General features: G+C 38.8%; 11 protein-coding genes and 4 pseudogenes. 7 read left to right on the forward strand and 8 right to left on the reverse strand.

Features of this window, described 5'->3' with window-relative positions; translation table 11 throughout:
* The first annotated feature begins 18 nt into the window (after positions 1 to 18).
* The 5 genes from gspL (at position 19) to ACXAH2_RS14990 (ending at position 3426) form a co-directional block, all read left to right on the forward strand.
* Positions 19 to 1182 (forward strand): type II secretion system protein GspL, encoded by a 1164-nt coding sequence (gene gspL, locus ACXAH2_RS14970; RefSeq protein ID WP_475079614.1) that lies wholly within the window; start codon positions 19 to 21, stop codon positions 1180 to 1182.
* Positions 1179 to 1694: a type II secretion system protein GspM gene (gspM, locus tag ACXAH2_RS14975; protein WP_475079616.1), complete on the forward strand. Its 516-nt coding sequence runs from the start codon at positions 1179 to 1181 to the stop codon at positions 1692 to 1694. Before gspL ends, gspM begins: the two co-directional genes overlap by 4 nt.
* A gap of 6 nt (positions 1695 to 1700) precedes the next feature.
* Positions 1701 to 2516, forward strand: a complete 816-nt coding sequence (locus ACXAH2_RS14980; RefSeq protein ID WP_475079617.1) for a prepilin peptidase — start codon at positions 1701 to 1703, stop codon at positions 2514 to 2516.
* Between the two features lie 257 nt (positions 2517 to 2773).
* On the forward strand, positions 2774 to 3283 hold the full coding sequence (gene greB / locus ACXAH2_RS14985) for a transcription elongation factor GreB (RefSeq protein ID WP_475079619.1): 510 nt from the start codon (positions 2774 to 2776) through the stop codon (positions 3281 to 3283).
* Between the two features lie 14 nt (positions 3284 to 3297).
* Positions 3298 to 3426, forward strand: coding sequence for a hypothetical protein (locus ACXAH2_RS14990; RefSeq protein ID WP_475079621.1), 129 nt, complete (start codon positions 3298 to 3300; stop codon positions 3424 to 3426).
* Between the two features lie 483 nt (positions 3427 to 3909).
* Here the strand turns inward: ACXAH2_RS14990 and ACXAH2_RS14995 are convergent.
* The 8 genes and pseudogenes from ACXAH2_RS14995 to ACXAH2_RS15030 all read right to left on the reverse strand — a co-directional run bounded on the left by ACXAH2_RS14995 (position 3910) and on the right by ACXAH2_RS15030 (position 13347).
* Positions 3910 to 5040: pseudogene (locus ACXAH2_RS14995) on the reverse strand (IS3 family transposase).
* 74 nt (positions 5041 to 5114) lie between these two features.
* Positions 5115 to 6048 (reverse strand): annotated as a pseudogene (locus ACXAH2_RS15000) (IS30 family transposase).
* Positions 6049 to 6253: 205 nt separating this feature from the next.
* The gene (locus ACXAH2_RS15005; protein ID WP_475079623.1) at positions 6254 to 7612 is read right to left on the reverse strand and encodes a phosphoribosylglycinamide synthetase C domain-containing protein; all 1359 of its coding nucleotides are present in this window, start codon (positions 7610 to 7612) and stop codon (positions 6254 to 6256) included.
* Entirely contained in the window at positions 7605 to 8513 is a 909-nt protein-coding gene (locus ACXAH2_RS15010) for a DMT family transporter (protein WP_475079625.1), read from the reverse strand. The genes ACXAH2_RS15005 and ACXAH2_RS15010 overlap by 8 nt, the downstream gene beginning before the upstream one ends.
* Positions 8492 to 9583 (reverse strand): fatty acid desaturase, encoded by a 1092-nt coding sequence (locus tag ACXAH2_RS15015; protein ID WP_475079627.1) that lies wholly within the window; start codon positions 9581 to 9583, stop codon positions 8492 to 8494. Before ACXAH2_RS15015 ends, ACXAH2_RS15010 begins: the two co-directional genes overlap by 22 nt.
* Positions 9584 to 9599: 16 nt before the next feature.
* Complete coding sequence (locus tag ACXAH2_RS15020) at positions 9600 to 10346, reverse strand: HalD/BesD family halogenase (protein WP_475079629.1); 747 nt, start codon at positions 10344 to 10346, stop codon at positions 9600 to 9602.
* Positions 10347 to 10367: 21 nt separating this feature from the next.
* Positions 10368 to 11654: a diaminobutyrate--2-oxoglutarate transaminase gene (gene ectB, locus ACXAH2_RS15025; protein WP_475079630.1), complete on the reverse strand. Its 1287-nt coding sequence runs from the start codon at positions 11652 to 11654 to the stop codon at positions 10368 to 10370.
* 517 nt (positions 11655 to 12171) lie between these two features.
* Positions 12172 to 13347 (reverse strand): annotated as a pseudogene (locus tag ACXAH2_RS15030) (IS3 family transposase).
* A 492-nt stretch (positions 13348 to 13839) separates the two neighbouring features.
* On the opposite strand from ACXAH2_RS15030, the gene ACXAH2_RS15035 reads away from it, so the two are divergent.
* Both ACXAH2_RS15035 and ACXAH2_RS15040 read left to right on the forward strand, forming a co-directional pair.
* Positions 13840 to 14745, forward strand: a complete 906-nt coding sequence (locus ACXAH2_RS15035; RefSeq protein ID WP_475079632.1) for a LysR substrate-binding domain-containing protein — start codon at positions 13840 to 13842, stop codon at positions 14743 to 14745.
* Positions 14746 to 14848: 103 nt separating this feature from the next.
* Positions 14849 to 15190 (forward strand): annotated as a pseudogene (locus tag ACXAH2_RS15040) (GreA/GreB family elongation factor); the annotation flags it as partial.
* Positions 15191 to 15197 lie beyond the last annotated feature (7 nt).

Consider the following 15197-nt stretch of genomic DNA (forward strand, 5'->3'; position numbering starts at 1 on the left):
TTGTAAGGTTGGCCGTCTTTGAATCAGCTTATAGTGCAATTAATTGAACCGAAAATAGAAGAGGCAGAATGGCAAGTAACGGTCTGGTTATATGATAAGAATGCTAAACTTTTAGCGTTTGAAAAAAGCCTTCCGATAACAGCATTACATGCTTTTATCGCCTCCCAACCAGTTTCTGAAAATGCATCTAATAACATCCAAGCAATCGTGTTTGCCCCTTCAATCCGTGCGCATGTGAGAATATTGGCGCTCAAAAAAGGCCAAGTAAAATACAAAAATGAAATTATACCTGCGTTAATGGAGGGCTACTTAGCACAGCCTTTGGAAGACCTACATTTTGCCCATAAAATGCTTGGAAAAGATCAGCTGCTTGTTGCAGCAATCAGTAAACAGCATATACAAGAATGGTTAGAAGCGTTTAGTTTAATTTCGATTGAACGACGTATTTTAACTCTCCCACAAGCCTTATTGTGCGAAAAAGAAGCCATTCATTCTGATCATGATGTGCGATTTATGGGAGAGACATATCGATTATCTGATGGACAGGTTTTTGCTTTACCAAGCGCAAATCAAGCAACCAAAGAGTCTCAGGACACACTAGATAGTCAAGAACTCTCTGAATACTTAGATTTACACACTTCTCTCCCATTGAATTTGCTACAAGGGCGTTTTGCCGATAAAAATAACCGTTTTATGTCAATTCCTTATTGGAAAACTCTTTGTTGTGTTTGCACATTGATTCTATTGTTATCTTGCGGTTGGTTCTATTATCAAGCCATTCAATTCCGTGAAATAGCCAATCATATTGAAAATAAGACATCAGCCAATTTTCTTACCCTCGCGCCTGATGAAGGGAAAATTATCAACTTAAAACGGCAAATTGAAGGGCGAATTCGAAGTCAACTGGATGCAAATTCAGTAATAAAGGAAGAGTTAACATTATATAAAGCCCTGCATTTGATCGACAAAGCACAACGCCTGGTTCCGTCGCCTCATGAATTACAATTACTTTCCTACAGAGACGGAGTGGTTTATTTAGAATGGAAAGCTGACTCTCAAGAAACATTAGAAACTCTAGGTCATCGTCTTAAAGATCAAGAGTTAAATGTATACTTAGATCAGGTTATGAAAAATAATCAGGCCTATATCGCCTCATTTAGGATTCAAGGAATGGTGCAATGAGAGAGTGGTTGGTTGAACAATATCATAACAGCGCACTGCTAAAAAATGTGTATTATGCTTATATAAATCGGACCATTAGAGAAAAGCGCCTGATTGTTGTTTCTTTATTGCTTTTGATCAGTTATCTCATTATTGGCCATACTCTTATTCCAATTTACGACCATTACCAAGATGAAAAAAATCGTGCTGAAGAAGCCGAAGTCTTGTATTACAAGCTCTATAATAATGCTCATTTAGTGGCGCAGACACAATATCAGCAAGAAAATCGTCAAGATAGGGATCCAATAGAATTAAGACAAATTGTTACCACCACCTTGCGGCGTATTCAATTGACCCCCGAAGTCATCAGTCGTGAAGGCCAAAATCAATTACGCCTTAGTTTTTCAAACACACCATACGAAAAAGTCGCAGCTTGGTTTACTGAACTTAATCAATCTGAAGTCAGAATCGATAATGCGCAAATACAATCGGTAGCGCCGGGAATAGTAAACATTAACCTTGTATTGGATTAGTACAGTATGGAAGTTACCCCGACGATTCTTCTCATCTATTTTGTCACATTACTTTGTCTAGGCAGCGCATTAGCTTGTTTAACTTGGCGTTTCCCTAGGCACAAAGCAGCAGAGTGGCAACAAGAAGCAAGGCATTTATTAGAGATAAAAGACAGCAGTGATACAGTGCTTCCAAATAGTCCCTCTTTTACAAAAGGCAGATCATTCTGTCCTTCTTGTTTAAAAAGGTTAGCCATAAGAGACCTCATACCCATTGTTAGTTTTTGTGTTAATAGGGCGCGTTGCCGCTTCTGTCGTGCTCCAATTTCATACCGTTATCCACTGATTGAAATCAGCTACGTCCTTGTTTTGCTGCCGTTACTTTGGATTGTTCAATCTCCTCTTGAATGGTTACTCTTGGTTATTCTTATTTCAAGTCTAAGCATGGTGAGTATTGTTGATATTGAACATTTTTTCATACCAGATGAATGCAATGTATTGATATTGGGCTGTGGTTTACTGCTCGCGTTACTCAGTGGAAATGATCTAACAGCGCATATTTTGGGCATGATCATTGGCTACAGCGTTTTCTATCTGATTCGCTTTGTCTACTTGCTGGTCAGAAAAGTAGACATGTTAGGCCTTGGAGATGTGAAACTGTTGGCGGTAACAGGTGCTTGGTTAGGCGTATATGAATTGGCTAATATCGTATTAATCGCCTCAACCAGTGCCATATTCTTCTCACTGGTTAGGGGGCTTTCTAAACACAATCCTCTGCCATTTGGCCCTTTCATCGCATTAGCAAGTGTGACCCTTTATTATTGGCGGCAATTTTACGGGTGAAGATATTCGTAACGGATGGCAGTTCACTAAAAACAACTTTGGATGTTTTTTGCAAGTGGTTGTATGTATTACTGCGGATTGTTTGATCTTTATAGTCAAATACGAAGGTTTTTTCATCAGAACATTTTTCAATCGCCTTTTGTTGGCATTAAAATAGTTGGTCTTAAAATGCTGTTATGTATTGCTGCTAAGTATGAATGCATAGAGGTATTTTTTATGTCCACTAACCTTGATTCCTTGTCCGAAGAGAAAGTCATATGAGTCGTTATCGACCGCCAGCGGCACCGAAATCCAATTACATTACCCACGAAGGCGCGCAGATTCTGTTAAAAGAATTGAAGTATCTGTGGAAAGAGAAGCGACCCGCCGTGACGGAGTCGGTTCGAGAAGCGGCTGCACAAGGGGATCGTTCGGAAAACGCAGAATACATTTATGGCAAAAAGCAGTTGAGAGAAATTGATCGTCGGGTACGTTATTTAGAAAAGCGTCTGGATCATTGTAAGGTAGTGGATCGCATTCCGGATGATCAAAGTAAGGTGTTTTTCGGTGCCTGGGTCACACTAGAAGACGACGTTGGGCAGCAGGAGTGTTTTCGGATTGTGGGGCCAGATGAGTTGGATCATCATGAGGATTACATCAGTATGGATTCACCAGTGGCAAAAGCATTGTTGAAAAAAGAAGAGGGTGATGAGCTGATGATTCGTCGTGCGCAAGGGGAAAAACGCTATTGTATTGAGCGTGTGGAATATCGCCCCATTACTCTATGACGATTTTATACGGTATGGCTCAGTGGCAGCATTCTGCTTGGGTGGATTGGTTGTATTCGTCTGCCGTGCCCAGTGGTGAGCGGCTGGCAGAATACGCTAAGGTTTTTTCCTCGGTTGAAGTCGGCAGTACTTTTTATTCATAATATTGATCAACAGTCATCACAAACTTGCGTTAGCTTTCGTATATTCGGCCTTATTATGGAGAGCTACACCAGACCTCAACGGCTCTTATTCGCTGTGAACCAAACGCCTTATCGGATTAACGGCTTCAAGAGCCGCAGACCTATTCAGGTTTAATTTGGTTTGCTTGCTAGCTGTTCATTCGGTTCAATCTATATTGCTAACTGTCTAGGTTGGTACTTTCTTTATTTACAGGGTTGTTTTACATCGTCATTACTGTGCGACAGGTTGACGATATTCAAGCCTACTTTTCAGCATGGCTGTCGCTATTCTGACCAGTTTATTGGCGACGGCCACTACCGTTTTATTGAATCCTTTCGTACTGAGCAATTGTCTCACCCAACAACTCAAACTGTCTGTCTTCTCTTTAAATATGAATGACCAAAGCTCGGGCCCCGTTGATAATCAGTGTATGAATCGCCACTAGTTCAGTAGACACTTCTCAGTCATCTTTCGAACAGCTTTTCATACTCAACAGGTGACAACATATCATTAGCACTATGGCGTCTTACAGGGTTATAAAACATTTCGTTATAATTAAAAATGTCTTGTTTTGCTTCTCCCCTTGTCGAGTAAATCTTTCGCTTCACTCGCTCTCTTTAAAAGCTGGAAAAAGCTTTCAGCAACAGCATTATCATGACAATTTCCACGTCGACTCATACTGGTTTGTAAGTTGTGGTCGTCCAAAAATCTGTGCCAATCATAGCTCGTGAACTGACTGCCTTGGTCTGAGTGAATCGTCACCCTACGCTTTGGCTTTCTTCTCCATACTGCCATCATCAGTGCATCAAGAACAAGTTCCTTCACCATTCTTGACCCCATACTCCAGCCTATTATTCGACGCGAATAGAGATCGAGTACGACGGATAAATACAGCCAGCCTTCATGTGTTCGGATATACGTAATATCAGTAACCCACGCTGTATTCGGGCTTTCCGGATTAAACTGTCTTTCAAGTATGTTGCTGGCTATCGTATGAGTTTCTCCTGACCGAGCCCTAGGCTTACGATAACCCACCTGAGCCTTGAGTCCCGCTCTTCGCATCAGATAATCTACTCGATTAATACCGCAAGATTCATTCAAGGATCTCAGGTCTTGATAGATCTTTCGATAATCGTAGACACAACCCGATTCCTGCCAGAGTTGTTTGACAAGACCTGTTAGCCGTTCATTTTCCTTAGCAAGTTTTGATTTTGGCTCTTTCAACCAAACGTAATAGCCACTAGGGTGAACATCAAAGAGATTGCATAGTTGCCTTACGGAAAAGTCGGCACAGTGACCCCTGATAAAGGCGTATCTTAGTCTGGGTGGCTTGCGAAGTACGCCGCGGCTTTTTTTAACAGGTCGCGCTCTTCCGTCACTCGCTTGAGTTCTTTCCGAAGACGAAGAATCTCGCTCGACTCAGCAGAAGCCTCTGCAAACGATTCTGCCTCATGGCCATATCGTTTAATCCAAGCGTATAAACTGTGAGTGGTGGTGCCTAGGCGATTAGCGACTTCAGCAACACTAAAGCCTGCTTCAGTCACTTGCTTAACCGCTTCAATTTTGAATTGTTCTGGGTAACGTGTTTTGCTCATAAATACCTCTCAATTAGATCATTTTATCTAACTAAAAGGCGCGAATTCAACTCCGAAGTGCACCACTCTCTAAATTATGCTGCGCTTCGTAGTTCATCAAACACGACCGCAGGTTGTCTATAGCCAAGGCACTTTCTTGGTCTAAGGTTTATCGACCTTTGCACCTTCGCAATCTCTTCATCAGTCACCGTTCTGAGATTCGTTCCCTTAGGAATAGCCGTTAAAGTTTTCATTTAAACCGCGCTCCCAAGAGGCGTAGGGGTTAGCAAAATACACATCGGCCTTGAGCTTCTGGGCGATACTTTCGTGAGCACAGAATTCTGTTCCGTTATCGGCGGTAATCGTATGCACGTGACGACGATAACGCCACAGCATAGCACCGACGGCTCGACATACGTCTTCTGCACTTTTCTTGGGCACTTTACGGATTAAGTACATCTTACTCTTTCGCTCAACCAAACTAACAATCGCTCCAGTACCTTGTTTACCTAAAACGGTATCGACCTCCCGGTCACCAAAACGCTGTTTTGTATCCACGATTTCAGGGCGCTCTTCGATACCAATTCGATTAGGAATAATGACCCGTTTGGCACGGTTTCCTTTTCGGTATCGCCTACCATTATGTCGTAAATGCTTATAGAGCTTACCCCCTTCACGCTTGTCTCTCTGCACATAACCATAAATCCATTCATGGCTAACGGGTAAACCAATCATTCTGCTGACGCCTGATACTTGTTCAGGACTCCACTTTAGCGATAGACAAAACTCAACATAGTCGATGGTTTTCTGTGAGATCTGACTTTTCGCTGCATAGTATCGTCGATATTGAGCACGCCGCTGCGCAACACTTGGCTCATAAGTGCCATTGATAGTATGGCGTTTTAACTCTCGACTGATGCTGGAATGACTGACGTTAAGTCGCCTGCCAATCTCTCTGTAACTTAAACGTTCGCTTAAATAGGCTTGAATCTGGTATCTTTGTCCTTCGATCAACTGCTTATAGCTCATGGTAATACTTTAATTGTTTGGCGACGTTAGAATACCACCTATGGGCAGTTGATCTCTCGCCACCTATTCAACCATGAGTGGTGCACTTATTATCTGAATTTGCGGGTGTTTAGCTAACTAGTGGCGATTCACCCTTTGAATCAATTTCAATTACTAAAGTAAGCTTACACATCTCTTAAATAAATGTTTAAGCTTGTATACTACATCACGCGACACTAGGAACTTCAAAATAAAAATTACCAATATCTGTTCTGAAACGCTTACTCTTAAAGTCTACTGAATCTGTGGAGCTATATATTGAATAAGCTGCTTCTTCTAGAGTCTGCCCTAAAGCTGAAATATGAGCAATACGGCCTACTGTTGTCTCAATACATGATTCATTTTTCATCTTAACATTGGCCCAATAAACTCTAACATCATTTTTTAGTAGATGTGGCCTATAATTAACTACTTCATTGGTTGGAACATTGCTATTTGGCCAAAAAGTAGACTTGTCCTCTTTTTCATTATTATCGCTAGTCACTGATCCAGTAACCAGACTTATTGTCATGCAATGTTTTTCATTTACAATTATTGATTTTCTTATTCCTTTTTCAGATGCTATATCATAAATTAATTTAGATAAATCTGAATTAATCCTTGGGAAAATAACTTCCGACTCTGAGTCACCAAGCCTTGCATTAACTTCAATTAAAACGGGGGCTCCTTGATTGTCTATTCTCAATCCCAAATATATTGGACCGTTAAATGTCACTCCTCTCTTTGCAAGTCCGGATAACAGCGGTTTCAGTATATTTTCTTTGATCTTATTTCTAATGCTACTACTGTCAAAAGGATGTGGAGATATACTTCCCATTCCATCACAATTATCGCCCTTATCTTTTTCTAGACTTTTTTTATAATCCATAGAAGATGGAAGCTCAATAATGCTATGTGTGTTTAAAAAATAGTGAGCAGAAAAATCAACTCCGTTTTGATATTCCTCGATAATAAATTTAAATGGATTATCTGGGTTTTGACTACATATTAGATCTACTTTTTCTAGAATAACATGTAATTTCTCATCTGGTTTAACTAAGAATGCCCCATTCCCATTCCTTGTTAGCCAATCGGCTTTGACAAAATAATCTACACTGCCTCTATTTTTTAAAAAATCAACAAGTTCATATAGACAATTAAATTCTTTTGAAAGTGGTGTTCGGATATTTTCACTCTCACAAATTTCCTTACAAAACAATTTACTACTTTCTAGCAAAGTTGCTGATTTAGAAGGCCCACATACTTTAAAACCGTTTTCTCTTAAGGTATCGGTAACGCCATTTTTTAATGCATCTATATGAGAAACAAATATAAGCTCAACCTTATTATTTTTACAGTAATAAGAAATGGCCTTTGCATCTTCAACTATAATATCATCAACCACCTTTATTCTTGGTGAGAATACCCCTCCAGTTCCAGGTATATAATGAATATATAAATTTTCATTATTAGATAGTAGGCTCTCACAAATCGCATGGCCTCGACCTGTTTTATCTATAACTGCGATGTTTATAAATTTACTCATTAACTTTCCCTTTCATAGAAATAACAATACCAATGGTTGTTAGAACCACACCAATAAATTCATAAATAGTAGGAACTTCAGATAAAAATAAAAAGCCACCTATTGATGCTATTGCAGGAACTAAAGCACCAAAAAGAGATCCGCGGGCTGCTCCAAGCTTCTTAACTGCCAATGAATAAGACCATAAACCTAAAATCCCAGCCACAAGTCCCTGACTTATTCCCTGAGCTAACCAACCATTTAAGTCTTTAGTGGTAAATGAAATGTCAGAATAAATAATGAAAAATGGAACCCATGTTATAAGTGACCAAAAGGAAACTGCAATAACAGCATCCCAAGAATTTAGAGCCCATTTATTAGATAGAACGGTATATACAGCCCATAAAGCACCACCTAAAACAAGTAACATATCTCCATGAATTACATTTTTGTCAGAGATAGAGAGGCTTTGCCAATTGATAGTTAACATTCCAGAGAAAACTAAAATATAACCAAAAATTTGGTTTTGGCTTTTTTCCTCTTTCAAAATAAAAAAACCACCTATAGCACTCAATGCTAACATTGTTCCAGTTTCCACTACTCCTAAGTGTCCAGCTGGAACAAATTTCAATCCTAGAGATGAAACATATACATATATAGCACCAGCAGTTGTAGACAAAATAATTGAACGTGAAATGGAAATGCTCTTATATACTTTTCTACTAAAATAAAAAGGAGTTAATGCGATACCTGCAAATATAAACCTTACTACTACAATATCTTCAGCTGAGAATTCATTTGTCACACCATATCTAGTTATAACAGGCCATAACCCCCAAATAATTGCTGCACATAATCCTGATATAATCCCTATTAAGGTTGAAAATACATATGGTTGTTCTATTGAACTACTTTTAAACATGTTACCCCCTTTTCCAAATTAGCTTCTTCTACATGAGCAAAAAAACCGCCCCAAACTTCCGTAAATCTTTCCGGTGTTTTATTAAAATGATAAGCGCGCTCTATCATTGAATTGGGCCAATCGCAGCCAGGAGCAACATGGTGTAAGTCATGTTGAACAGTGTCACCTACAACGATAAACAATCTTACAGGTGTATGGATAAATATAGCCTCACACCACCAAAGAACCCAGTTACCATTTTTAGGCGGAATAGAACAACAAACTCTGGCAAATGAAAGTTGGTCTTTATTTTCCCTACTTCTAGCTTTTTCATTCTTAAACAACCACCATCTGTGCTCTGTCAATGTATATAGGAAATTAGAAATTTGAAATCCAAAAATTAGAGGCACTATCCAGTAGAGTAGTATATTTAATTCATAACCAAAGGTAACAGATATAGTTATCAGACTAGACAGGTAGAACACAAAAAATAATTTTCTTAATTTAGATGTGTCAGAAAATAAATTAGCGCTCAATCTATACCAGATAAACCTAAAATGAAAAAAAGGAGAAAACACTGTTAAAAGTATTTTTATATAAAGTTTTGCTCTGCTTTTTTGAAGATATATACCCGCTTCTTTAAGAAAAATAATATCTTCATCACTTTCATCACAAGGTGAACGATGGTGTCCCAAATGTCCTTTTTTATTATTTTCATACGGTGTCCTAATAAGCATTATTGTTAAAAATTCTCCAATATATTTATTCCATTTTATTGAAGAAAATACTTTGTTGTGTAAAGACTGATGTATTATTAAAACATCAAGTCTTCTCATCCCGCCTGAAACAAAGCAAAAACCGATAAAATAGCTCAGACCACCATATAAACCGGCTACACTAATTGCTGAATAAATAAATAAAAAGCCAATTGATATTGACAATACAGCCAGAGCTATAACTGCAAATGAGTTTAGTTTTAAGTTATATTTTTCAAAGCCTGATGGTATTCCACTAAGCCAAGTTATATAAGGCTGTAAGTATTTATGGAGTCTTTCATAAAGTTCTTCCCTAGGTTGTTTCTTATATTTCATTAAATTAGTCCTGGTATTAATTTGCGAATAAAATGTCGTTAGTCTCATGGGTTAAATTTTCTTTGAGATCTTCAGAACTTGCCCATGTCATATTTATAATCAACCTCTCCCCACCATTACAAATTGGAGTAACACGGTGAAGGTTTTTTTTAGCGTTAAGAATATATCCATCTCCTGCCTCACATCGATGCGTTAGAATAGATCCATTTAATAGCGTTTCGTTTACTTTAGGGTTACTTTTGTCCCAAGTGCCTCCAGCACATGTCTGAACAAAACCACCTTGATTAATTTCAGGAGACTTAAGGTATAAAACGATAGCAAAGGAATAATCATCCCAGTGCCAACCGTGAGTATCGCCGTCTCTAACTAGATTAGACAAAACGAACTCTTCTGGTGGCCAGGGTGCTCTGAACACTTTCTCATCGACAATGGCAGACATTAAATCCGGGATGAAGTCAGATGCATAAAGCTCTGGTATTATTTTACTTTTTTTAGAAATAACATCTTGCCCAACTGTCCGCATAATTCTTGGCGTGTCATTTGTGCTTTTCATTAGTAAGTTTTTATTTTTACCATTGAGCTTCACAATATTTTCACTCTCAATAAGTAACTCTTTTAAAAGTTCGGTTGATAATAATTTTGGCAGACGAGTAAAACCTTTCGATAAAAATTCCTTTTGAAAAAAAGCTATTTCTTCAAGCGAGTATTTATTCAGCCCTAATGTTGACTTTTTGACCACTTCTTTTTCTAATTCAATTTTCATAAAACTCTCACGATAATTTTGCTATACACTAATTTTTTTAGAGTATAAATCCATTACAATCTTTATACTTTCTGATAATATTTTTAAGCCTTCATTTAATAGCTTGTCGGGTATTGTTAAAGCGGGAAGAAACTTAATTACTGTATCTTCAGGGCCACAAGTCTCTATAATTAATCCATTTTGAAAGCAAACATCTCTAATAGTTTTACTATATTCTGAGAGTTTCGTATCAATTCCGATAATTAATCCACAACCTTTAATTTCAAAGCCATATTTTATTTCCAGCTCTTTCAAATATGACTTGAATATTTTTTCTTTTCGCTTGACCTCTAAAGTCAAATAGTTTGTGGTCCAATGTTTCTTTAATGTGGCTGTCGCTGACACGAATCCTAGGTTATTTCCCCTAAACGTACCGTTATGCTCTCCTGGTTCCCATAGATCTAATTCTGGCTTAAAGAGAACTAAGGAAAGTGGCAAACCATATCCAGATAATGACTTTGCTAAGACAATTATATCCGGTATAAAACCTTGCTCCTCAAAAGAAAAAAAAGTACCTCGACGCCCACAACCAGCTTGAATATCATCGACAATTAAGATTATTTCATTTTCAGTAGCAATCTTGCGTAACTTAATCAACCACTCTTTACTTGCGACATTTAGCCCACCTTCACCTTGAATACATTCAACAATTATCGCAGCAGGTAGATCAATTCCTGAGGAACGGTCTTCAATTAATTTTTCTAGGTATTCAGCCGTGTCGATTGAAGGATCAAGATATCCATCATAAGGATGCCTTGTTACCTGATTAAGTAGGCTTGTAGAGGATTGTCTATGGTGACTATTTCCGGTTAAGGATAAGGCTCCTAAAGTGCAGCCATGAAAAGCATTGGTAAATGCAATTACATTTGTTCTACCTGTTACCTTTCGAGCCAGCTTTATTGCAGCTTCCACGGCGTTTGCACCAGTTGGCCCCGTGAATTGAACTTTATAATCCAATGATCTCGGCTTTAGGATAATTTGTTGAAAACTACTTAAAAACTCTTCCTTAGTTTTTGTTGACATGTCCATCGACATAACAATTCCCTGACTTTTAAGATATTCGATTATTGATGCTTGTATGTCTCTATCATTGTGGCCATAGTTAAGTCCTCCACAGCCAGAAAGAAAATCTATATAACTTTTACCTGATTCACCATTTACGATAGAACCGTCTGCTGAGTTAAAGGTGTCATAGAAATATCGACTATAACTTCTGACTTCAGACTCAATAGTCAAGTTTTGAACTTCCTTGATATTTTGTACTTCCATAATATCTAGCTCCATTATTTTAACTAACAACTTCAATCAACCGTTATTTTTGTTGAGCCTAAAAACACCCTCTACAACTTCACACCCCATATATACTATAAACTTTACAATCCTTACTACAGGGGGCGAGTAACTCACCATATTTATAAGTGGTTTGAAAGTTATACATAAACGATACAATAGAAAATTGTTATGTACGAACTACATATCCTTTTCTATAGCATTAGAAAAAATAAGTCTTGTATTTTTACTGGCTGTTTTTTCTAGATCCAATAAATCTTATTGAGGTCTGCTGTATCAGTGAATATCAAAAAGGAGATGACTAATTGGACTATGTGAATCGCCACTAGTTAGATAGACCCCATTCAATGAGGTACATCACCCTAATAAAGACAAGTGCTGTGAAGCATTTAGTAATACTTAAGTTTTTAGTAATTTAATGAAATGAAATAATAAAACTTACGATTTGAAAGGCTAAGTCATTCGCGGATTCAATTCCGAAGTGCGACTGTAGTGGTCAAGTAAAACTGGCCACGGTTTTATAGTTTTTCCAGTACAGTTCTTCCACTCTATTAGGTGACATCATGTTGTTGTGCCGATGCTGCCTTATTGGACAGAAGTAGCCGACTATATAATCTGTGATTGCTTGCTTTGCTTCTAAAAAAGTCCGATAGCCTAATTCCGGCATTCATTCGGTCTTCAAACTTCTGAAGAATCGCTCCATTGGTGCATTATCCCAGCAGTTCCCTCGGCGACTCATACTCTGCTTAATCTGATATCGCCACGATAAACGGCGATATTTTAAACTCGTATATTGAGTGCCTTGATCAGAATGGAACATCAACTCTTTAGGTTTGCCTTTTAATTCGTAGGCCATCGTTAGAGCCTTGCTAACAAGCTCACTGTCCGGGTTCAAGGACATCGCCCAACCAACAGGTTTTCTTGCGTATAAATCCAAAATTACAGCTAAGTAAGCCCATCGTTTGCCCGTCCAAATATAGGTTATATCACCACACCAAACCTTATTTGGAGCGTCGACAGTAAATTGACGAGCAAGCAAATTAGGAGCAACAGGATGCTCTTGTGATGCGCGTTGATAACGATGCTTCGACTGCTGACAGCTAACCAAAGCAAGTTCACGCATTAAATTACCTGCGACATAACGACTCAAATCGGTTCCATCTTGAGAGACAATTGCTGCGATAGTACGAGCACCTGCTGACCCCTTACTGACCTCAAAGGCTTCTCGCACTTTTTCCTTCAGCAGAAGACGTGCAGGTGATTCACCAATCGCTTCATCTCGCCAGTATCTGTAACTGCTGCGGTGTACGCTGAACAGCTGACATAAGTGATTAGCAGGATAGCTCTCTTGTCGCCGCTGAATTAGCGCAAACCTTTCAGCTCGTCCGACATTAAGAGAGCTGAAGCCTTTTTTAGTATGTCTTTTTCCATTTCAAGGCGTTTGACTTGCTTCTCTAACTCCCGAATTCGTCACTGTTCATCCGTCATTGGTGTTGCTTTAGGAGATTCACCACGTAGCTCTGATCGAAATTGTCTCACCCATTTATCCATGGTGGATTTCCCCCCCCATGGCTTCGGCAGCTTCAATAACACTGTAGTTTTGTTCTAAGACTAGCTTTGCAGCATCTAAGCGAAACTCGGGGCTAAAGTTCGGTCGTCTTGGTTTAGTCATTGGTTCACCTGTTTTATCTATGAGGTGAGTGTATCACCTCTAATTAGGTGGCCAAATTTACTATGCCACTACAGATGCCACCTGCCAAAGCAGAGGGCCAACCTAATTTACTGTCCGGAATTAGTTGACCACTACAAAGGTGACTGCATTTTGGGAGAAAGGACAACCTCGAAAAGTTGCTGTAGCTGGACAATAAATTCATGGTTCAAATAAGATGTGGAAGAAGGAGCCTGGTTGCAGCAAGCACTGTATAGCTGAAAGGCTATGTATCGAGTGAAACAGTTGCTTGGAAGCAACTTAAAGCAGAATCACTACAATCCCCAAACTGGGAAAATTCGCTTTGATCAAATCGCTTAGCGCATCAGTAAATTTAGGGCTGCTGTGCATGCTACTGGAATGACTCTACAGCCTCATGGCAACCTTTAGCTTAAAAGATATAATTCTCAACAATACAATGAGTACACCAACTCATTTCTTGATAAGGATATTTAGATGAAATTTCAAAAATTTAACTACTTAAGGACATTCGAAGCGGCAGCTAGATTAGGAGGGTTTGCTGCCGCCTCTCATGAGCTAAATATTACTCCAGCCGCGGTCAGTCATCAGATTAAGTCTCTCGAAGAATTACTAAATGCAAAACTTTTTCTAAGGTTCCCAAAGCGATTAGAACTAACCAATTCAGGAGCAGAGTTGCTAATTGAAGTCCAAAATGGCATAGAGCATTTCGAACGAGGGCTGACAAATATGAAATCAGAAGGACTTAGCGGGAAGTTAGTTGTTAATATTGCTCCCTCTTTGGCACAGTTTTGGTTATTACCTATCCTGAAGGACTTCTCAAAGTTACACCCACAGATAGATTTGCATATTTTATCTAGTGAGAAAGCACCTGACTTAAAATTAGGTCATGTGGATATCAGGCTAGTACATGGCAATGGAAACTTCCCTGGCTATAACTCAAAAAGATTCCTTCGAGAAGTAGTTAGCCCAGTTTGCTCCCCTTCGATTTTAATTGATAATCCTGTAGTAGGGTTCAAAGATTTGTTAAAGCATACTTTATTACATGATTTAAACGTTAATGAATTTGAATCTAGCATGAATTGGAAGCGATGGATTAAGGATGAACACTATCAAGACATAAATTCCTTTTCTAATCTATATTTTGACAATGCAGCATTGATGATAAATGCTGCGGTAGAAGGATGTGGAATTGCATTAGGCCGAGGAGCTTTAATTGCGCAGTTAATTAAATCAGGAAAGTTAGTACGTCCGCTCAACTTAGCTAGATCTGCTGAACTAAGTTATTACACAGTAACTACAGAGTCTTCTGCACATCGCCCTAAGGTCAAGCTATTTAGAGATTGGATTCATGAGCAAGCTAATTATCTCTCAAATATATGATTAACCTATAAAAACTCATAGGTATGCATAGCAGTTTTAATAAACTAAAAGGTGTCTAGCTAACTAGTGGCGATTCATAGTATGTTTCGATATGGGGTTCTTATACATTTATGGCAAAAAGCAGCTGAGAGAAATTGATCGTAGGGTACGTTATTTAGAAAAGCGTCTGGATCATTGTAAGGTAGTGGATCGCATTCCGGATGATCAAAGTAAGGTGTTTTTCGGTGCCTGGGTCACACTAGAAGACGACGTTGGGCAGCAGGAGTGTTTTCGGATTGTGGGGCCAGATGAGTTGGATCATCATGTGGATTACATCAGTATGGATTCACCAGTGGCAAAAGCATTGTTGAAAAAAGAAGAGGGTGATGAGGTGATGATTCGTCGTGCGCAAGGGGAAAAACGCTATTGTATTGAGCGTGTGGAATATCGCCCCATTACTCTATGACGATTTT

Source organism: Marinomonas sp. ABL3_031 (assembly GCF_056161265.1).